The following is a 19,125-nucleotide window of genomic DNA, read 5'->3' as shown; positions in this document are numbered from 1 at the left end:
CGCGGCGTGTCGTCTCGCCCGTCACGGATCGCGTCGGAGCTGCTCCGCAAGCATGTCGATGAAGCAGCGCACGTGGGTGCCGACATGTCGCCTGGATGGGTACACGACATGGATGTCCAGGGCCGTCGTCGCATGGTCCGGGAGAATACGCTCCAGAACGCCGCGATGCAGAGACGCGGCGAAGGCGAAATCCGGTCCGAACGCGATGCCCGCACCGGAGACGGCGGCTTTGACGAGCACATCGACGGAGTCGGCACGCAGACGGATACCGGCCTCGTTCTCGATCGTCGTGGCTCGGCCGTCGGGATCGACGAAACGCCAATCGCCGGGCGAGGTCGCGCCGGCAAAGACGAGCCGGTCGAAATCCCGCAACTGTTCGGCCGTGGCCGGGCGGAAGTGACGGTCCAGATAGGCGGGCGAGGCGCAGGCGATCAGGCGGCACGTGCCGACCCGTCTGGCCACGAGGCTCGATTCCGCCATCTCGCCGATGCGGATGGCGAGATCGAACCCGCCTGCAACCAGATCGGTGAGACGGTTCTCGGCCGTCATATCGATCCGCACCCGGGGATAGCGTAAGGCGAAGTCGGCCAGGAACGGGCCGAGCCGGTGGGTCGCGAAGGTGGGCGGCGCCGCGATCCGCAACGTGCCGCTCGGTTCGCCGTCCGCGTCCCGCGCGGCGCGGTCGGCCTCGTCCACCGCCTCCAGAATGGCGCGAACGCGCTTGTAATAGAGATCGCCCGCTTCGGTGGGATGCAGACGCCGCGTCGTCCTGTGCAGGAGCCGCGTGCGCAAACTCGTTTCGAGAGCGGCGAGGTGTTTCCCGGCCATCGCCGGGGTCATGCCGAGAGTGCGGGCGGCAGCGGCGATGCTGCCGCGTTCGACCGCTTCCGTGAACACGCGAAATCCCGTCAGCCGGTCCATTCGATCGTCCTGTGATCGAGTGCCGTCGGAAACGCACAGATTATCGCGCGGTTCGTGTCGTCGCATCGTCTCCGCCAAGGACGGTCCCGTCCTCAGAGGAGAGATAATCGATGATGATCGACACAGGCGACGTGAAGCTCCACGCCGAAATGCGCGGCGAAGGCGATGTCGCCATCCTGTTCCTGCATTATTGGGGCGGAACCGCCGAAACCTGGTCGGCGGTCGCCGAAGCGCTGCCGGATGGCGTCCGCGCGATTGCCCTGGACGCGCGCGGCTGGGGCGGGTCCGACCGCCCCGACACCGGCTACGACATCCGCACCATGGCCGACGACGTGCTGGCGGCGATCGATGCGCTCAGGCTGGAGCGTTTCCTTCTCGTGGGTCACTCCATGGGCGGCAAGGTGGCGCAGCTGGTGGCGTCGCGGCGGCCGCGAGGGCTGATCGGTCTGGTTCTGGTGGCGCCGTCGCCGGCCCAGGGCAAGATACTGCCGGCAGAACAGCGCGCGGCGATGCGCGCGGCGTATCTGAGCGAGGAGGCCGCTGCCTTCACGGTCGACCACGTTCTGGGCGGCGTGTCGCTGCCGTCGGAGGTGCGGGCGCGGGTGATCGCCGGCAGTCTTGCAGGCGCGGCCGAGGCCAAGAAGGCCTGGCCCGCGCACGCCATCGCGGAGGATGTCGGCGAGGACCTTCCACGGATCGCCGTTCCGGTTCTGGTGATCGGAGGCACCGCCGACCAGGTCGACACGGTGGCGATGCTGCAAGACGTGGTCGTGCCGTCGCTGCCGAGGGCGGTGCTTGAGATCGTGAACGGGGCCGGACATCTGCTGCCGCTGGAAGCGCCGCCGCGCGTGGCGGCACTGATCGCGGGGTGGCTGGACCGTTGCGTCAGCGCAGAGGCAGCGCTGCACCGTGGCGCAGAACCGCCTCCGCCTCGTCGGTGAAACCGCCCTCCGGGCGGTGCAGCACCAGCCCGGGCGACACGACGCCGTCGCCACGCCCGCCCAGCACGCCCTGCACGAGCACGATCCGCGCCGAACGGCCGGGCTTCGGCCAGAACGGAAACAGCACGAGGCTCCCGCACCCGGACGCAAGCAGGGCGGAGGCGGCTTCGGCGTGCTGGCTGGCCGGGAGCGCCAGGGTGAGGGTGCCGCGATGCGAGAGACGTGCGGCCAGAGCGTCGGCCCATTCCCGAAGCGTGCCGGGCGCGGCGCGGCGCGCCAGGTCGCGTCTCGGATCGGGGGACGCCGTGGCGGCGGCGCGATGCCAGGGCGGGTTGGCGAAGGCGTGGTGGACCGTTCCCGTTTGCTCGGACCCTAAGTCCTGCAGCGCCGTTTGCAGCACCGGCCAATCGAGCCCGTTCGCCGAGAGATTATGTCGCGCCAGCGTCGCCATGGCCGGATCGCGCTCGATGCCGGCTCCGTGCAGACCAGCGACGCGCGCGTTCAAACACAAGAGGCCGGCGCCGGCGCCGCAACCGGCTTCCAGCACACGCTGTCCGGAGCGCGCCGGAACGGCGGCGGCCATCAGCACCGGTTCCAGCCCGGTGCGATAGGTGGCGCGATACTGGCGGTAGGACACCCGGCCCCCCAGAAGGGCGCCGTCGGTGGCGAGCAGCGTGTCCGTATCGTCCTCGGGGGCGGTGCCCTGCTTGACCCACCCCGGATCGCCGCTCATATGTGCCTCGCCTTTATGTGGCCGTTCGCCGCTGCCGCAAAGCATCGCCTCAAGGAGCATTCCGTTTTGGGCCTAGCCGACAGTCGCGACGCCAAACTGACGGAAACGCCCCAAACCTCAAGGCCGCAAGGCGAGGAAGCGTTGGCCGCCCTGTCCGCGCTTCTGGCGGACGACATGGCGGCGTGCAACCGCGCCATCGTCGCCCGGATGGACAGTCCGGTTCCGCTGATCCCGCAGCTTGCCGCCCATCTGGTGGCGGCCGGCGGCAAGCGTCTGCGTCCGCTGCTGACCCTCGCCGCGGCGCGCCTGTGCGGCTACGCGCCCGAGCCGGGACAGCCGGCGCGTCATGTCGGTCTCGCGGCCTGCGTCGAGTTCATCCACACCGCGACCCTGCTGCATGACGACGTGGTGGACGAAAGCGCGCTCCGTCGCGGCCTCGCCAGCGCCAATGCCGTGTTCGGCAATAAGGCGTCGGTTCTGGTCGGCGATTTCCTGTTCGCGCGCTCCTTTCAGCTGATGACCGAAGACGGTTCGCTGGAAGTGATGGCGATCCTGTCCCGCGCCGCCGCCACCATCGCCGAGGGTGAAGTGCTGCAGATGGCGACCCAGAACGATCTCTCCACGTCCATGGAGAAATATCTGGAAGTGATCCACGGCAAGACCGCCGCCTTGTTCGCCGCCGCCTGCCGCGTCGGCGGCGTGGTCGCCGAGCGCCCCGCGGTGGAGGCCGATGCGCTGGACGCCTACGGCACCAATCTCGGCATGGCGTTCCAACTCGTGGACGACGCGCTCGACTACGCAGCCGATCAGCGCACGCTGGGCAAAACGGTCGGCGACGATTTCCGCGAAGGTAAGATCACCCTGCCGGTGCTGGCCGCGTTCCATGCCGGCACGGACGAAGACCGGGTCTTCTGGCGCCGCGTGATCGAGCAGAGCGAACAGACCGAGGCTGATCTCGATCATGCGCTGTCGTTGATCGACCGGACCGGTGCCATCCGCACCACGATCGAGCACGCCACCGCCTATGCGGACCGCGCCTGCGCCGCGCTTGAGATCTTCCCGGACAGTGAGGTCCGGCAGTTGCTGACCGAGGTGGCGGCTTACACGGTCAGTCGCGGGCGCTGAGCGCAGTTCAGAGAGCTGCACTCTGTGTTGCCGCGATCCATCGGCTTGGTCCCGGCTGGAAGCGAGCGGCTGCATGTCAGTCTGTTTTGCGTCCCGAAAGGGAACTGGTTCGTGCGGGAGTTAGATGGTTCAGGTGATCGACTAGAAAAAGGTCGGCGTTCTTTCTGCTAGTTTCAGACCGAAAACTTCGACCTGATCCAGATGCAGGAAGTCGCGGCCTTCGAGTGAAACACGAATGAATCGCGTTTCGAACGGGCGATCCGACCACCACCGCCAGGGGGTACGGTTCGGATCGCCGCCGTAATCGTCTGTCTGTTCGCGTCGGGTCAGCTTGCGCCAAATATTGCCGTCATTCGATGACGACAGGATGAGATGTCGGGCGCGTTCGCGGGCATCGTCGTTTCGGTTGTAGATTCGGATCTCGGTCACCAGACAGCGTTGCTCGAGGTCCACCTGCCACCAGGGCTGATCGTCCGGTCCGGTATGGAATTGATACGTGGCGCTTAGTCGCCCGCTGACGGCGCCGCGTGCTTGCTGCGCCGTATCGCCGTCGTTGCGGCTCCAGGCGGGGTCGGCCGAACTCATCTGCGTCGGTCTTCCGCGCGACAGGTTGTGTCCGAAGGGTTCGTCCAGATAAAGGGAAGAAGAGAGCGTGTCCTCCATTCTCCGAAGCCGCATGCAGTCGTTCGTATTCTGCAAATAGGTAATCGCCCGCAAGGCTGCGCCTGCGGTGACGGGCGGGTCCGTCAGCCGTAGCGCAGAGTCGAAGCCGGGACGCTGCTCGCCGACGGCGAAGTCGTCCGAGCAGTTCAGATACAAACACTGGTGATCGGCAACCGTGTCGATCAGGACCTGGTTCGACGGGGCAAAAGAGTTGCTGCTCAGACTCAGCAGCTTCTTGTTGCGGACGAAAATGGCGTTGTGTCCGGCCGATCCTTCGAACGACATGATGAGAGGATGGCGACGCCAAAGCCGTATCTGCTCGGCGAGCGTCAATGTTTCCGGACTGGCAACGACGACGCCAGCCCTTTCGAGCACGGCAGCGAACTCGGCTTCGCCATCAATCGTGCGAACGCCGCCTTGCAGTCTGTGTTTGCTGAGGAAGAGCGGGCGGCCGTCCCGGTCGCGTGTGTCGTCCGGGCCGGCGATCCGTTCGGCAAGCTCGATCGCGAAGCGCGAGAATTCCGTATGCGCCGCACTGTTCTCGACCAGCAGCGCTTCCGGAACGGCGATGCTCGGAAAGATCGTACCGTCCGGAACAGCGATGACCCTGTCTGCCGTTATGCCGAGAGCGTCGAAAATCGTCGTTACGAACGGAAGTGCGAGGGTCTTCTGCAATTGCCCCGACCATGGGGTGACCAGCTTTGCGTTCGGTGCCTGCCGCAGGATCGACCACAGGCGCGATACTGTGCTGATCAGGAAATGACCGAAATGCTCGTGCATATGGCCGATCCAGACATACTCCTCGGTGTCGGGCATGACCTGCCCGACGCGGATGTTCCGGTTGGTGGTGCTCTCGGCGCCGATCGTGGTCAGTCCTAGGCGGCCGCTTTGAAGACCCTCGCGGGTGAAGGGTGAATCCGGCACCAGAAGACGACGATCGTCGTACAGCGCCCAGCCGATGACCATCGCGTTCCGGATCACCGTCAGTCGCGGCACGTCGTCCCGGATATCGAAGCCGCCGAATGCGGTTCGGGTGCGGATCAGCATGCGGGCTTCTGCTCCAAAAGCGTGATGTCCGAATAACCGTGGGCGGCGATCCCGCTCCGTAGGCGATCCTGCTCGCAAGGCGTCGCGGTGAACCAGGCGCGCCCCGGCGTGGCCCGACCGGACGGGATCGGACGCTGGCGCGTCGCGACGAGGTTCGTTGTCTGGCGGGCGACGGCCCCGGCAGGATCGAGCCACGTCACCTCCCGCGGCGACAAGCGCCGCAGGGCGGGCAGCAGCACGCTATAATGCGTGCAGCCGATGCCGACCACGTCGATCCCATCGCCACCCGGCTGGCCGAACAACCCGTCAAGTTCGCGCCCAATCGCCGTATCGTCGGGATCGTGGCCGCGAAACACCTGCTCCGCGATGTCGGCCAGACCGCGCGCGCCGTGCGCCAGCAGGGTGCAATCGGCGGCGAAGCGCTCCTGCAGATCGCGCAGATAGGGGCGCCGCACCGTGGCGCGTGTGGCGAGCAGGCCGATGGTGCGCGTCCGGCTGAGGCTCGCCGCCCACTTGATCGGCGGCACGCAGCCGACGAACGGGATGGCGAAACGCTCGCGCATCGCGGCCAGAGCCACGGTGCTGGCGGTATTGCAGGCGATCACGACCACATCCGGCTGCGATCGCGCGATGGCGGCGGCGAGCACGGCCTCGACGCGGGCGATCAGCACGTCGTCGGCAAGTTCGCCGTAGGGAAACACCGCGTTGTCGGCGACGTAATCGACATGCAGCCCAGGCGCCTGTTCCCGGATCGCCCGGACGATCGACAAGCCGCCGATCCCGGAGTCGAACGCCAGCACGCGCCCGTTCGACAAGTCAGGGTCCGGCGCTTCGGGTTGCAGAATGTCCGGGGCGGCGCCCTGGATCACTTCTCCCCCATCTTCCGGGCCAGCGCTTCCTCGGCGCTCGCCACGCCGCCATGCTTGGCGGACCAGGAACACGGATCCTCCAGGAAGCGGCGCACTTCGGCGGCTGCCGCGTCGGAGAAATACGGCCGTTCGCGGCAGGCCTCGAGCACGTCCCACCAGGTGCAGAGCGCATGCAGCGACACGCCCATGTCGGCCAGCGTGCGATGCGCGCCGGGAAACACGCCGTAGAAGAACACCACGAAGGTGTGGTCCACCACCGCACCCGCCTCGCGCAGCGCGTTCGCGAACACGATCTTGGATGCACCGTCGGTGGTGAGATCCTCCACCAGCAGGGTGCGCTTGCCTTCCGGCACGTCGCCTTCGATCAGCGCGTTGCGGCCGAAGCCTTTCGGTTTCTTGCGCACATAGGCCATCGGCGCCGACATGCGGTCGGCGATCCAGGCCGCGAACGGAATGCCGGCGGTCTCGCCCCCCGCCACCACGTCGATGCTCTCGTAGCCGATATGACGGCCGATCTTCTCCACCGCCAGCTCCATGATCTTCGCTCGGGCGCGGGGGAAGAAGATGATGCGGCGGCAGTCGATATAGACCGGCGACTTCCAACCCGAAGTCAGGGTGTAGGGCTCCTCGGGACGGAAATTGACCGCCTTGATCTCGAGCAGAAGGCGCGCGGTGGTCAGCGCCGCATCGCGGTCCCAATCGGTCGGTGCGGTGCGGATCATCGGGCCGGGTTCCGCCTGGAAGGACGCGTCTGCGCTCATGCTCGTGGTTCCTTTGTATCCGGGTATCTGGACCCGGCGTCCTGTCCATCTCCAGTATCGTTTATCGCCCGGGTCCGAAAGCCGCACGGAAGGCGGGGGGCGTAGTCAGGGCGGCGCGGATCGCTTTCGATGTTCCGGCGGAGGAAGCAGCGTGTCCTATGGGACACCGATCGGCCGTCATCTGCCGCACTGCGGAACAGAAGCCTTGAACCAGGCCTGCCAGAGCGCGCATAATAGAGCCCTGCAAGTTGCGAACGATTTGCAATTCTTCTCCGTGTTTTCGAAGGATCACCCCATTGAGCGATCGGACGACCGGGATCACGCGCAACTGCGAACGCGCCGTGGTGACCGCATATCGCGAATTGCGGGCGTGCGGCACAGTCGACATGCAGGCGTTCCACGCCTGCACGACGCTCTACCGCATCCATCACCCGGAAGCGTCCATCAGCGAGGCACGCCGTCTCGTGTCGGAGTGGATCGACCATCATGTCGTGCGCGAAGCCACCGGCGAAACGCCCGGCTGCGATTGCGACTGACGGGATTTCCGTCCGCTTCGTTGTCGAGGCGCCACCATTCAGAGCCCGCCCGCTTTGCCGGGGCGGGCTTTTTTGTTGCGCGCTTCCAACCGGTCGACCTTCCGAAAATGTCCCGGAACAGGTCGATTTGATTTCGGAACGAATTGCGGACTGGTCATTCCGTCGATAGTATACCTTCAACTCGGGCAGGGGTTGCGTGAAACGCATGGATCGATGTCCGGCTGACCAGGCGCGGCTGCCTGCCAGCACCTGAACCGGGTGACATCGGCAAGGAAACACCACCTCCATGATGAAGGTTCTTCTGAAACCCGTTCGCGCCCTGACCGGTGCGGCCCTGCTTCTGGCGGGCACGGCTTCGGTTCCTGCAGCGCATGCCGCGACGGCGTTGGATCTGGGCACGGCCCCGGGCAGCACCGTCCTGAGCGCCCGCGTCACGCTGCCGTTCGCCAACCAGGCGGCGCTGAACGAGGCGCTGAAGGCGCGCTACACGTACGGCAACCCGCTGTTCCACCACTGGCTGTCCTCGGCCGAGGTTTCGGCGCTGGGCCCGAAGAGCGACGACATCGCCGCCGTGAAAACCGCGCTGGCCAGGGCCGGCCTGACGGTCACCGGCACCAGCAAGACCGGCACGGTGAGCGTGCGCGGCACGGCCGCCGCCATGCAGCGCGCCTTCGGCACCTCCATCCACACCATGAGCCGAAACGGCGTACGCTCCTTCGCCGCCGGAAACTTCCATCCTCAGGGCGCCTTGGCCGGACGCATCTCCGGAATCTCGGGCCTGACGGTCGGCGCGATGCAACCGATGCTGGCGCATCAGCGCAATGCCGACGGCAGCATCGTGGCGGGCGTTCCGGTTCCGGCCGCCGGCAGCAATGCCGCGTCGCCCTTGGATTCTTACACGAACAAGTGCTTCACCAACGGCAGCAGCTTTGTCGCCCTGTCGTCCGGTTCGACCTCCGCCACCTATAGCGGCATCGGCTATCAGCTGGACGGCAAGAGCTGCGGCTACACCCCGCAGCAGATCGCCAAGCATTACGGCCTGGATCAGGCCTATGGCTACGGCATCGACGGCCGTGGCCAGACCATCGTGATCGTCGACGCCTATGGCTCGCCGACCGCCAAGGCGGATGCCGCCACCTTCTTCAATGCAGTCGGCATCACGCCATTCACCGACGACAACTTCCAGATCATCTATCCGGCGGGCCAGCCGACGACGACCAGCGCCAACTGGGCGCTCGAAACCGAGCTCGACATCGAGATGGCCCATGCCATCGCGCCGGGCGCCAAGATCGTGCTCGCCGTTTCGCCGACCAGCAGCAATGCCGACCTTCAGGCGACGGTGCAGTACGTGATCGACAACCATGTCGGCAACGTGGTGTCGAACTCCTACGGTCAGCCGGAAAGCACCAGCGACGCGCCGACCATGGCCGCATGGGACAAGCTGAGCCAGGAAGCAGCGCTCCAGGGCATCTCCCTGCTGTTCTCCACCGGCGACAGCGGCGATTACGCCGCCGAATACGGTGCGACCGCCACCTCGTCTCCGTCCGACTCTTCCTGGGCCACCGCGGTCGGCGGCACCGCCATCGACATTCCGAGCGGCAACGGCTTCGCCGAAACCGGCTGGGGCAACGATTACTCCGCGCTGAGTTCGGCCAACGCGCCCCTGGCCGCGCCGAAACCGTCCGGCTTCCTGTTCGGCGGCGGCGGTGGCGTCAGTACCGTGATCGCCAAGCCCTTCTGGCAGAGCGACCTGCCCGGCAATTATCGTCTCGAGCCGGATATCGGACTGATCGGCGATCCGTTCACCGGCGCGATCATCGTCGAGCCGCAGGCGAACGGCCCGTCCGTGTTTGCCGTTCTCGGCGGCACCAGCCTCGCGGCACCCGTGCTGGCGGCGATGTGGTCGATGGTGAACGAGGCCTCCGGCTGGAACCCGGCCGCCGGCCAGATCACTCCCGGTTCGTCCTTCGGCGTGCCGGGTCCGCAGCTCAAGACCTTCCAGTCCTATCTGCTAACCGACGCGCTGCCGCTCACCCCGCCGTCCCCGGTGGCGATCTCCATCACAACCACCAGCAACGGCACCCCGACCACCACCACCTATGACGGGTTCAGCGCGCTCGGCATCGCCAGCAACCCCGGCGCGATCACTGTTCTGCGCCGCAGCGTGGTCTCCAAGAGCTACTCGGTGCTGAGCTTTAACACCGACAGCTCGCTCACCACCACGACCGGCTACGACAACACCACCGGTCGCGGCGTTCCGAACGGTGCCGGTGCGGTGGCGCTGGCGGCCATGCTGTTCGGCCACTGATCGCACCACGCGATCGGCTTCCGGATCGACGCCAACGGGCCCCGATGCAAGTCGGGGCCCGTTCTCTGGATCAGCAGGCCGGCAGCCGGGCAACGCTTCCGAGAACGGTCCTGATGTCCGGCCGCTGCCACCTGTCTCGACGGCCGGGATTCCGCGAATTTCCGGCGTGGTGCGACCTGCGGCCAGGCGTCGCCGCCACCGTCACGCAACTCTGCCGAGGATACCCTCCGTCGGTAAGAGCTTACGCAAGACATGATTACATTTTGTTGCTGTGGTCATCTTTTTTAACCAATTTGACCGATCTGTCTTCGGAACGGATTGCTGGCCCGTAATGTCCTCGCTAGGCTGCTTTCAACTCGGAGCAGGGTTGCAAAATACGCAGGGATAACCGTCCCGACGGGTGAAGCAGCGTGTCTGCGCATCTGGTCCCTCGCCCGGGCGAAGATCGGCAAGGAAACACCACCTCCATGATGAAGGTTCTTCTGAAACCCGTTCGCGCCCTGACCGGTGCGGCCCTGCTTCTGGCGGGCACGGCTTCGGTTTCTGCGGCGCATGCCGCGACGGCGATGGATCTGGGCACGGCCCCGGGCAGCACCGTCCTGAGCGCCCGCGTCACGCTGCCGTTCGCCAACCAGGCGGCGCTGAACGAGGCGCTGAAGGCGCGCTACACGTACGGCAACCCGCTGTTCCACCACTGGCTGTCCTCGGCCGAGGTTTCGGCGCTGGGCCCGAAGAGCGACGACATCGCCGCCGTGAAAACCGCGCTGGCCAAGGCCGGCCTGACGGTCACCGGCACCAGCAAGACCGGCACGGTGAGCGTGCGCGGCACGGCCGCCGCCATGCAGCGCGCCTTCGGCACCTCCATCCACACCATGAGCCGAAACGGCGTACGCTCCTTCGCCGCTGCCGGCGGGTTCCGTCCGCAGGGTGCGCTCGCAGGTCGCATCTCCGGCGTGTCCGGTCTGGTGAAGGGCCGGATGCAGCCGATGCTGGCGCATCAGCGCAACGCCGACGGCAGCATCGTGGCGGGCGTTCCGGTTCCGGCCGCCGGCAGCAATGCCGCATCGCCGCTGGATTCCTTCTCGAACCAGTGCTTCACCAACGGCAATACGTCCGCCATGCTTTCCTCCGGCAGCACGTCCGCGACCTATAGCGGCATCGGCTTCCAGTTGAACGGCAAGATCTGCGGCTACACCCCGCAGCAGATCGCCAAGCACTACGGTCTGGATCAGGCCTATGGCTACGGCATCGACGGCCGCGGCCAGACCATCGTGATCGTCGACGCCTACGGTTCGCCCACGGCGAAGGACGATGCCAACACCTTCTTCAATGCGGTCGGCATCACGCCGTTCACCGACGACAACTTCCAGATCATCTATCCGGCCGGCAAGCCGGCATCGGTGAATTACGGCTGGGCCGGCGAGACCGCGCTCGATATCGAACTCGCCCACGCCATCGCGCCGGGCGCCAAGATCGTGCTCGCCGTGGCGCCGACCAACTACGACACCGACCTTCAGGCAACGGTGCAGTACGTGATCGACAACCATGTCGGCAACGTGGTGTCGAACTCCTACGGCGAAAGCGAGAACGACAGCGACGCCGAGACCATGGCCGCGTGGGACAAGCTGAGCCAGGAAGCAGCCCTCCAGGGCATCTCGCTCCTGTTCTCCACCGGTGACGATGGCGACTATTACGCGAAGCAGGGTGCGAAGAGTGTTTCGTCCCCGTCCGACTCCTCCTGGGCCACCGCGGTCGGCGGCACCTCGCTCGACATTCCGAGCGGCAACGGAGTGGCCGAAACCGGCTGGGGCGGCTACTACGCCAATCTGAGCAAGGCCAACACGCCGCTCGCAGCGCCGAGCCAGCTCGGCTTCCTGTTCGGCGGCGGCGGCGGCGTCAGCACCGTGATCGCCAAGCCCTTCTGGCAGAGCGACCTGCCCGGCAATTATCGTCTGCAGCCGGATGTCGGCGTGATCGCCGATCCCTATACCGGCGCGATCATCGTCGAACCGCAGGACGGTGCGGCGTCGGTGTTCACCACCATCGGCGGCACCAGCCTCGCTTCGCCGGTCTTCGCCGGCATGTGGGCGCTGGTGAACGAGGCCTCCGGCTGGAACCCGGCCGCAGGCCAGATCACTCCGGGCTCGTCCTTCGGCGTGCCGGGTCCGCAGCTCAAGACCTTCCAGTCCTATCTGCTGACCGACGCGCTGCCGCTCACACCGCCATCGCAGGTGGCGATCTCCATCACCACCACCACGAACGGCACCCCGACGACGACGACCTATGACGGTTTCAGCGCTCTGGGCATCACCGGGAACAGCGGTGCGCTCACCGTGCTGCGCCACAGCCCGTCTTCCAAGAACTACGCGGTGCTGAGCTTCAACACCGACAGCTCGCTCACCACCACGACCGGCTACGACACCACCACCGGCCGTGGCGTTCCGAACGGCGCCGGTGCGGTGGCGCTGGCCGCCATGCTGTTCGGCCACTGATCGCACCACGCGATCGGTCTCCGGACTGAAGGAAAGCAGGCCCCGGCATACGCCGGGGCCTGTCCTGTTGCTGCGAGTCGGACGCCGGCGTCCTTCTTCCGCGGCCCCCGAAACGAAACGGGCCCCGGCAGAAGCCGAGGCCCGTTCCAGATTTCGAAACGACCGGGGAGAGCTCCCGGGCAATCCTCAGCCGCGCTGGGCGAGCGGAACCAGATCGCGCTTGGCGGCGCCGGTGTAGAGCTGACGCGGACGGCCGATGCGCTGGCCCGGCTCCTCGATCATCTCCTTCCACTGGCTGATCCAGCCCACGGTGCGCGCCACGGCGAACAGCACGGTGAACATGGAGGTCGGGATGCCCATCGCCTTCAGGATGATGCCCGAATAGAAATCGACGTTCGGATACAGCTTGCGCTGAACGAAATACGGATCCTCGAGCGCGATCCGCTCCAGCTCCACCGCCAGGTCCAGCATCGGCTCGTCGGTGATGCCGAGTTCGGCCAGCACCTCGTGACAGGTCTGCTGCATGATCTTCGCGCGCGGATCGAAGTTCTTGTAGACCCGGTGTCCGAAGCCCATCAGCTTCACGCCGGAGTTCTTGTCCTTCACCTTGGCGACGAAGTCCGGGATGTTCTCCTTGCTGCCGATCTCGGCCAGCATCTTCAGCACCGCCTCGTTCGCGCCGCCATGGGCGGGGCCCCACAGGGCGGCGATGCCGGCAGCGATGCAGGCGAACGGGTTCGCGCCGGTGGAACCGGCCAGACGCACCGTCGAGGTGGATGCGTTCTGTTCGTGATCGGCATGCAGGATCAGGATGCGGTCCATCGCACGGGCGAGCACGGGGCTCACCTCGTACTTCTCGGACGGCATCGCGAACATCATGTAGAGGAAGTTCTCGGCATAGGTCAGATCGTTGCGCGGATACACGAAGGGGAAACCCTGCGTGTATTTGTAGGCCCAGGCCGCCAGGGTCGGCACCTTGGCGATCAGCCGCATCGCGCAGATCTCGCGCTGCTTCGGATCGTTGATGTCGAGATGGTCGTGATAGAACGCAGCCAGCGCGCCGACCGTGCCGCACAGCATCGCCATCGGGTGGGCGTCGCGTCGGAAGCCGTTGAAGAAATGACGCAGCTGCTCGTGCAGCATGGTGTGCTGGCGCAAGGTGGCGTTGAACGCCGCGTCCTCGGCCTGGGTCGGCATCTCGCCGTTCAGCAGCAAAAACGCCACCTCGGGGAAGGTGGCGTTGGTGGCGAGCTGGTCGATCGGATAGCCGCGATGAAGGAGCACGCCTTCGTCGCCGTCGATGAAGGTGATCTTGCTGTCGCAGGCCGCCGTGGTGCCGTAGGCCGGATCGTAGGTGAACACGCCCAGCTCGGCCTGGAGCTTGCGGATATCGGCGACGGCCGGGCCCAGCGTCCCCTTCAGGACGGGCAGGCTGGCCGTCTTGCCGTCGAGACTGATGGTGGCCGTGGACGTTGCTGTCGCGCTCATGACGTTATCCTGTGGTTCGTGGACAGGCGGCGTTTCCGCGCATGTCGTTCAGGCTTGGCGTTTCGCCGCGGAGGATGGAACGTTGGTTTTTGCGACGCAACACCCCGGATCCCTCCTGCCTGTCCGCATTCCCCTTCCGGCCGCCGATGCTGCGGTCAGGGACGTATCTGATCCAGCACGGCGAGCGTTTTCCCGCCGAGTTCGGTCCAGCTCTGATCGGCCGCCAGCCGCACCATGGTGCAGGTGTTCAGCCCGGCGCGCAGCGAAGATGGCGCCGCATCGCCGGCCAACAGCAACGCCAGCTGATGCAGACCTGGGTTGTGCCCGATCACCAGGAGGGTCCGAACCGCGTCCGGAACGGACCGGATCGCCGCCAGCAGCTCCGGCGGTTCGGCCAGATAAAGCCGGTCGCTCACCAGAAGCGCCGGCTGCGGGTCGTCGAACCGGCCGAGCATCTCCCAGGTGCGCACCGTGCGCCTGGCGCTGCTGACCAGCGCCATGTCCGGCCGCAGGGATTGCCGGCGCATGATCCGGCCCATGGCGGACGCGTCGTGACGGCCGCTATCAGCCAGATCGCGCGCATGGTCGTTGGCGTCGCCGGCCGGGCCGGGATCGCTGGCGGTGGCCTTGGCGTGGCGCAGCAGCAGCAGCTGGTGCGGGGGAGGGGTGTCGTTCATTCTTTGCGCCCGGCCTGCTCGTCGGAGCGGGCGATCGCCTCGTGATGGCGGATCACCTCGCGGATCACGAAGGCCAGGAACTTCTCGGCGAAATCCGGATCGAGCCTCGCGTCTCGGGCCAGTTCACGCAGGCGCGCGACCTGCCGGCTTTCGCGGTTCGGATCGGCCGGGGGCATGCCGTGCCGTGCCTTCAAACGCCCCACCGCCTGGGTGCAGCGGAACCGCTCGGCCAGCATGTGGATGAGGGCGGCGTCGATGTTGTCGATACTGCCACGCAGCGATTCCAGCGTCGCGACCGGGTCGCTTTCCTGTTCGGGCAACAAATCTGGCGTCACGCTCACCTCCGGGTCCGATCCCTGCACGCGTTCGGCAGTTCCATCAAGGGGACCGGCCGGCCGCCGCCCGTTCAATCGGCCAGCAGGGCCCAGCGCTGGTGATCCCGCCACGCGCCGTCGATCCGCAGATAGCGCGGCGAGAACCCTTCCAGGCGGAATCCGACCCGCTCCACCAGCGCGATCGAGCGCGCGTTGCCCGGCTGGATGTTCGCTTCCAGCCTGTGCAACTCCATCCGGCCGAAGGCTTCCTGAGCGACGAGCCGAAGCCCCGAAGTCATCAGCCCCCGGCCGCCGAAACCCTGCAGCCCCCAATAGCCGAGATAAGCGCTGCGGAAATTGCCGAGCGCGATCCGCGACAGGTTGAACACGCCGGCAATGTCGCCGGAGCGGCGCTCCAGGACGAGAAAGCTGGCGGCGTCGTCCCGGGTCTGGTTCTCGAACCAGGCGTCGAACGCCGTTTCGGTCAGGAATGGCGATACCCATGGCGAAAGGGCGGCGCGGCTTCGATGGTTGCCGGCAAGCAGTGCCTGCTCATCGTCGCGCCGAACGTGTCGGATCATCACGGAGGAGCCGGACGCAGTCGTCATCGTCCGGTCAGTCGGCGCCGGAGGCAGGGACCTCGATTTCGGCCGGCAGGTCGATCCAGGCCAGATGGCCGCCCTTTCCGGCACCGGTATCGGTGAACACGGCGAGACCGCCGGCACGGCCGCGCTTGCGCCAGGGGCGACCGTCGGTGGAGCGCTGGTCATGGCCGCAATACACGGTGAAGCCGTCCGGAATATGGTCGATCCAGTTCAAACGCCGTTCTGGAAAACCGTCATCCTGCATGCGGCCGGTGGTTTCGCCGAACAGGGCGCGCGACAGCAGATGTGTCACCCGCTCCAGACCCGGCGGCGGCAGTTGATGCAGCATGCCGGTATGGAAGCCGCCATGCACGAAGCCGGTGCGGCCGCGCACGATCCAGGCCGGAGCACGGGCGATCTCGTCGAAGGCGCGCTCGGTCAGCGCGGAATCCCGCTGCAACTGGCGGAGCGTCGCCTCCAGAGGCGGATCGGGACGCATCTTCCGCCCGGCCAAAGCGCGACCGAGCTTGCGGTCGTGATTGCCGAGCAGGAACAGCCCGCGCCCTTCGTCGATCAGGTCGAACATGATTCGCAGAACGGCGGCGCTGTCCGGGCCGTGATCCACCAGATCGCCGAGCTGCACGACGAACCGGTCGGTCGCCACGGCGTGACGAAACGCGGTGGCGTCGCCATGCACGTCGCCCACGACACGCACCTTCCTGTCGGGCGGGATCAGCCCCCGCTCGCCGGCCGCGTTCATGCAGCCTTGTCCTTCTTCGCGCCGCGCACGTGTTTTCTGTACGCCTCAAGCGCGCGGTCGCGACCCTCGTCGAGATCGAGGATCGGCGCCGGGTAATCGCGCCCGAGCACGATCCCGGCCTTGTCCAGCACCGGATCCGGCGCCTGCCACGGACAATGCAGCCACCGGTCGGGCAGGGTTTTCAGCTCCGGCACGTATTGCCGCACGTAACGCCCGTCCGGGTCGTGCGTCTTGCCCTGGGTCACGGGATTGAAGATGCGGAAGAACGGTTGCGAGTCGGTGCCGCAGCCGCCGATCCACTGCCAGGACGCGGCGTTGGTCGCCAGATCGGCATCCACCAGCGTATCGGAAAACCAGGCTTCGCCATCCTGCCACGCCACCAGCATGTGTTTCACCAGAAACGAAGCGGTGATCATGCGCACACGATTATGCATCCAGCCATGCTGCCAGAGCTGCCGCATGCCGGCATCGACGATCGGGATGCCGGTGCGGCCCTGCTGCCAGGCGCGCACGCCCTTCGCGTCACGGCGCCAGGGCAGCTTCGCGTAGGCTGCGCGAAGCGGTTCTTCCGGCATGTCCGGGTTGTGGCGCAGCAGATAGGCGGAGAAATCGTGCCACAGGATCTCGGCCGAGAAACTGTCCCAGCCTGCCTTGGCTTTCCCGTGCCCGGCCGCTTCCCGGGCTGCGTGCCAGACCTGGTTCGGCGAGATCTCGCCCCAGCGCAGATGCGGCGACAACATCGACGTGCCTTGCGGATCGCCCGGGACGTTGCGCGAATCTCCGTAGCCGCCGAGCCGGTTCTTCAGGAAATCTCGCAGCTTCTTGTCCGCGCCGTCCTCGCCGGGCTTCCACATCGTGCCGAAGCCGCCGGACCAGTCCGGCTTGGTGGGCAGAAGATCCCAATCGTCGAGTGCCTCGGAGCGCGGCAGTTTTTTCGGCGAAGGGATCGACGTCGGCGCCGGTATCGGCGCGTCCGGCTCCGGCTGGGCACGGCAGGCGCGCGCGAACGGGCCGTAGACACCGTAACGACCGCCGGTCTTGGTGCGGATCGAGTCCGGATCGAACAAGGTGGCCACGCGGCGACGATGCACGGGCACGCCGACGGCTTTCTCGACGGACTCCGTCAGCGTTCCGAGCCACGGCTCATGCGTCTCGCCGCAGAACAAGGCCTCCGCGCCGGTTTCCCTCACCAGATCGGTCAGAACGGAAACGCTGTCGCCACGGCGCAGGACCAGACCGGATTTGTGCTTGCGCAGGGCCGTATCGAGCGAGGCCAAGCTGTGGTGCAGCCACCATCGCGCCGCCCCGCCGACCTGCCAGCGTCCCGCTTTCGCATCGTCGAGCACGAACACCGGAACGATCCGGCTGTAGCCTTCCAGAGCGGCGGCGAGCGCGTGATTGTCGGACAAACGCAGATCGTGACGCAGCCACAGGATCGCCACGCCGTCCGTTGGCCCGCGTCTTGATTCCGTGCGGGCCATTCTGTGCGTTCTCCCCAGGAAAGGATGGGAAGAACAATCGAGCCCCGCCCAGGGTTTCGCCCTGCCGTCAGCGGATCGCCGGCTGAAGCGAATGGCTGGCGCTGTCGCGTTCGTCTGATGCTGCGGAATCCGGAACGGTGGCGCTCTGCGCGGGGCCGGGAGAGCTTCGAACCTGTGCCACCACGACCCGGTTGCGACCGCCTTTCTTGGCTTCGTAGAGCGCATCGTCGGCGACGCGCAGCGGCTCGGCCGGCATGCGGCAATCGGGATGGACGAGCGTCACGCCGGCGCTGGCCGTGGCGGAAATCGCCGTTCCGGACATGATCGTGGGGATGGCCGCGAAGCGCCGGAGCACCGCCTCGGCGATCAGCGCCGCTTCCGTGATGTCCGCAACCGGCAGAAGCACCGCGAACTCCTCGCCGCCGAGGCGCACGAACACCGCGTCCGGTCCGAACACGCTCCTGCCTACCCCGGCGAAACACCGCAGCACCATGTCGCCCGCGGCATGGCCATGCTTGTCGTTGACCTGTTTGAAGTGATCGAGATCGAACAGGATCAGCGCCACCCGGCGCCACGTTCCGGCCTCCGAGACGACCCCCGGCAGCGCCTCGTTGAACATCTGCCGGTTGCCGAGCCCGGTGAGATAATCCGTGCGCAGCGCCGTGTTGAGGAGCCCCTGCCATTCCTCTCGCAGCAGAAGCAGCAGGGCGGTCGGCAGCGCCACCGAGAACACCACGCCTTCGTACATCGTCGCCTCGGCCAGCAGCTCCATCCCGTGACGGGTCAGATGCGACGCCAGCAACGGCAGTGCGGTAGCGCGGCCGAGATAGATCACGGCATGAATCGACAGGATCGTCACCACCACCGGGATCGAACGGGTGCCGCCGAGATCGCGGTTGCGTGCCATGTCGTACGCGGTCGCGGCGCAGACCAGCGCGATCTGCGCGCCGCAGGCGAAGGTCCACATGCTCACGACGTGATGCAGACCCCAGAACAGCCACACCGCCGCGCTGGCCCCGAACACAGCTGCACAGAAGCCGCGTCTGTCGCGTCCATCCAGGCGGGCGATGCCGAGCTGGATCGCCAGATATCCCGCCACGATCAATAGGTTGGCGGTCATGTCGAGCAGGGGTGGCGACAATCGCGGCGCATAGGCGGCCAAACGAAGCACGACCACCGCGCAGCCCGTCGCCAGCAGCCCGTAGCCGATCGCCCAGGAACGGAGCGCACGGCCATGACGGGGGCGCCCATGGCTCTCCCAGAGCGTCATGGCAGCACCGGTGAGCAACGTGCCGATCACCAGGCAGTACAGCGTCAGGAGGGTTCCATGAGTCGACATGCCCGCGGTCTCGGCCGGAAATCAGAAATCGGTCTCACCAGATTATCGTTACTCTGTCGTTAAAGCACCATCGGGTGCAGCCGCCG

General features: G+C 66.6%; 17 protein-coding genes. 5 read left to right on the top strand and 12 right to left on the bottom strand.

The window, feature by feature from the left end; all coding sequences use genetic code 11:
* Nucleotides 1-21: 21 nt before the first annotated feature.
* The gene (locus ACZ5BM_RS07955) at nt 22-921 is read right to left on the bottom strand and encodes a LysR family transcriptional regulator (protein ID WP_498911279.1); all 900 of its coding nucleotides are present in this window, start codon (nt 919-921) and stop codon (nt 22-24) included.
* 110 nt (nt 922-1,031) lie between these two features.
* Between ACZ5BM_RS07955 and ACZ5BM_RS07950 the strand changes: the two genes are divergently transcribed.
* Entirely contained in the window at nt 1,032-1,862 is an 831-nt protein-coding gene (locus ACZ5BM_RS07950) for an alpha/beta fold hydrolase (RefSeq protein ID WP_498911277.1), read from the top strand.
* Here the strand turns inward: ACZ5BM_RS07950 and ACZ5BM_RS07945 are convergent.
* Entirely contained in the window at nt 1,807-2,595 is a 789-nt protein-coding gene (locus ACZ5BM_RS07945) for a tRNA1(Val) (adenine(37)-N6)-methyltransferase (RefSeq protein ID WP_498911276.1), read from the bottom strand. The two genes, ACZ5BM_RS07950 and ACZ5BM_RS07945, sit on opposite strands and share 56 nt — an antisense overlap.
* A 174-nt stretch (nt 2,596-2,769) precedes the next feature.
* Between ACZ5BM_RS07945 and ACZ5BM_RS07940 the strand changes: the two genes are divergently transcribed.
* Nucleotides 2,770-3,720 carry a polyprenyl synthetase family protein gene (locus tag ACZ5BM_RS07940; protein ID WP_498911543.1) on the top strand — a complete coding sequence of 317 codons (951 nt, stop codon included), beginning with the start codon at nt 2,770-2,772 and terminating at the stop codon, nt 3,718-3,720.
* A gap of 141 nt (nt 3,721-3,861) precedes the next feature.
* Here ACZ5BM_RS07940 and ACZ5BM_RS07935 read toward each other — a convergent pair whose 3' ends face one another.
* From ACZ5BM_RS07935 to ACZ5BM_RS07925, 3 genes are read right to left on the bottom strand one after another with little or no spacing between them, the layout of a single operon-like run.
* Complete coding sequence (locus tag ACZ5BM_RS07935) at nt 3,862-5,430, bottom strand: glycosyltransferase 61 family protein (protein ID WP_498911274.1); 1,569 nt, start codon at nt 5,428-5,430, stop codon at nt 3,862-3,864.
* The gene (gene murI, locus ACZ5BM_RS07930; RefSeq protein WP_498911272.1) at nt 5,424-6,299 is read right to left on the bottom strand and encodes a glutamate racemase; all 876 of its coding nucleotides are present in this window, start codon (nt 6,297-6,299) and stop codon (nt 5,424-5,426) included. Before murI ends, ACZ5BM_RS07935 begins: the two co-directional genes overlap by 7 nt.
* Complete coding sequence (locus ACZ5BM_RS07925; protein WP_498911541.1) at nt 6,296-7,021, bottom strand: orotate phosphoribosyltransferase; 726 nt, start codon at nt 7,019-7,021, stop codon at nt 6,296-6,298. The genes murI and ACZ5BM_RS07925 overlap by 4 nt, the downstream gene beginning before the upstream one ends.
* Before the next feature lie 335 nt (nt 7,022-7,356).
* On the opposite strand from ACZ5BM_RS07925, the gene ACZ5BM_RS07920 reads away from it, so the two are divergent.
* From ACZ5BM_RS07920 to ACZ5BM_RS07910, 3 genes are all read left to right on the top strand, one after another.
* Entirely contained in the window at nt 7,357-7,596 is a 240-nt protein-coding gene (locus ACZ5BM_RS07920; protein WP_498911270.1) for a hypothetical protein, read from the top strand.
* Nucleotides 7,597-7,882: 286 nt separating this feature from the next.
* Nucleotides 7,883-9,904 (top strand): S53 family peptidase, encoded by a 2,022-nt coding sequence (locus ACZ5BM_RS07915; protein WP_498911269.1) that lies wholly within the window; start codon nt 7,883-7,885, stop codon nt 9,902-9,904.
* Nucleotides 9,905-10,371: 467 nt separating this feature from the next.
* Complete coding sequence (locus ACZ5BM_RS07910) at nt 10,372-12,396, top strand: S53 family peptidase (protein WP_498911268.1); 2,025 nt, start codon at nt 10,372-10,374, stop codon at nt 12,394-12,396.
* Between the two features lie 186 nt (nt 12,397-12,582).
* Here the strand turns inward: ACZ5BM_RS07910 and gltA are convergent, their stop codons facing one another.
* The 7 genes from gltA to ACZ5BM_RS07875 all read right to left on the bottom strand — a co-directional run bounded on the left by gltA (nt 12,583) and on the right by ACZ5BM_RS07875 (nt 19,039).
* Entirely contained in the window at nt 12,583-13,884 is a 1,302-nt protein-coding gene (gene gltA, locus ACZ5BM_RS07905) for a type II citrate synthase (RefSeq protein WP_498911266.1), read from the bottom strand.
* Nucleotides 13,885-14,039: 155 nt separating this feature from the next.
* Nucleotides 14,040-14,561, bottom strand: coding sequence for a SixA phosphatase family protein (locus tag ACZ5BM_RS07900; RefSeq protein ID WP_498911264.1), 522 nt, complete (start codon nt 14,559-14,561; stop codon nt 14,040-14,042).
* Entirely contained in the window at nt 14,558-14,902 is a 345-nt protein-coding gene (locus ACZ5BM_RS07895) for a chorismate mutase (protein WP_498911262.1), read from the bottom strand. The genes ACZ5BM_RS07900 and ACZ5BM_RS07895 overlap by 4 nt, the downstream gene beginning before the upstream one ends.
* 65 nt (nt 14,903-14,967) lie before the next feature.
* The gene (locus ACZ5BM_RS07890; RefSeq protein ID WP_498911260.1) at nt 14,968-15,483 is read right to left on the bottom strand and encodes a GNAT family N-acetyltransferase; all 516 of its coding nucleotides are present in this window, start codon (nt 15,481-15,483) and stop codon (nt 14,968-14,970) included.
* Nucleotides 15,484-15,490: 7 nt separating this feature from the next.
* Nucleotides 15,491-16,219, bottom strand: a complete 729-nt coding sequence (locus ACZ5BM_RS07885; protein WP_498911258.1) for a metallophosphoesterase family protein — start codon at nt 16,217-16,219, stop codon at nt 15,491-15,493.
* On the bottom strand, nt 16,216-17,661 hold the full coding sequence (locus ACZ5BM_RS07880; protein ID WP_498911256.1) for a cryptochrome/photolyase family protein: 1,446 nt from the start codon (nt 17,659-17,661) through the stop codon (nt 16,216-16,218). Before ACZ5BM_RS07880 ends, ACZ5BM_RS07885 begins: the two co-directional genes overlap by 4 nt.
* 106 nt (nt 17,662-17,767) lie before the next feature.
* Nucleotides 17,768-19,039: a GGDEF domain-containing protein gene (locus ACZ5BM_RS07875; RefSeq protein WP_498911254.1), complete on the bottom strand. Its 1,272-nt coding sequence runs from the start codon at nt 19,037-19,039 to the stop codon at nt 17,768-17,770.
* Between the last annotated feature and the right edge of the window lie 86 nt (nt 19,040-19,125).

The organism is Lichenicola sp. GTC18331 (genome assembly GCF_055386855.1).
Note: the sequence above shows the minus strand (reverse complement) of the source record. Positions and strands in the feature narration are given on the sequence as shown.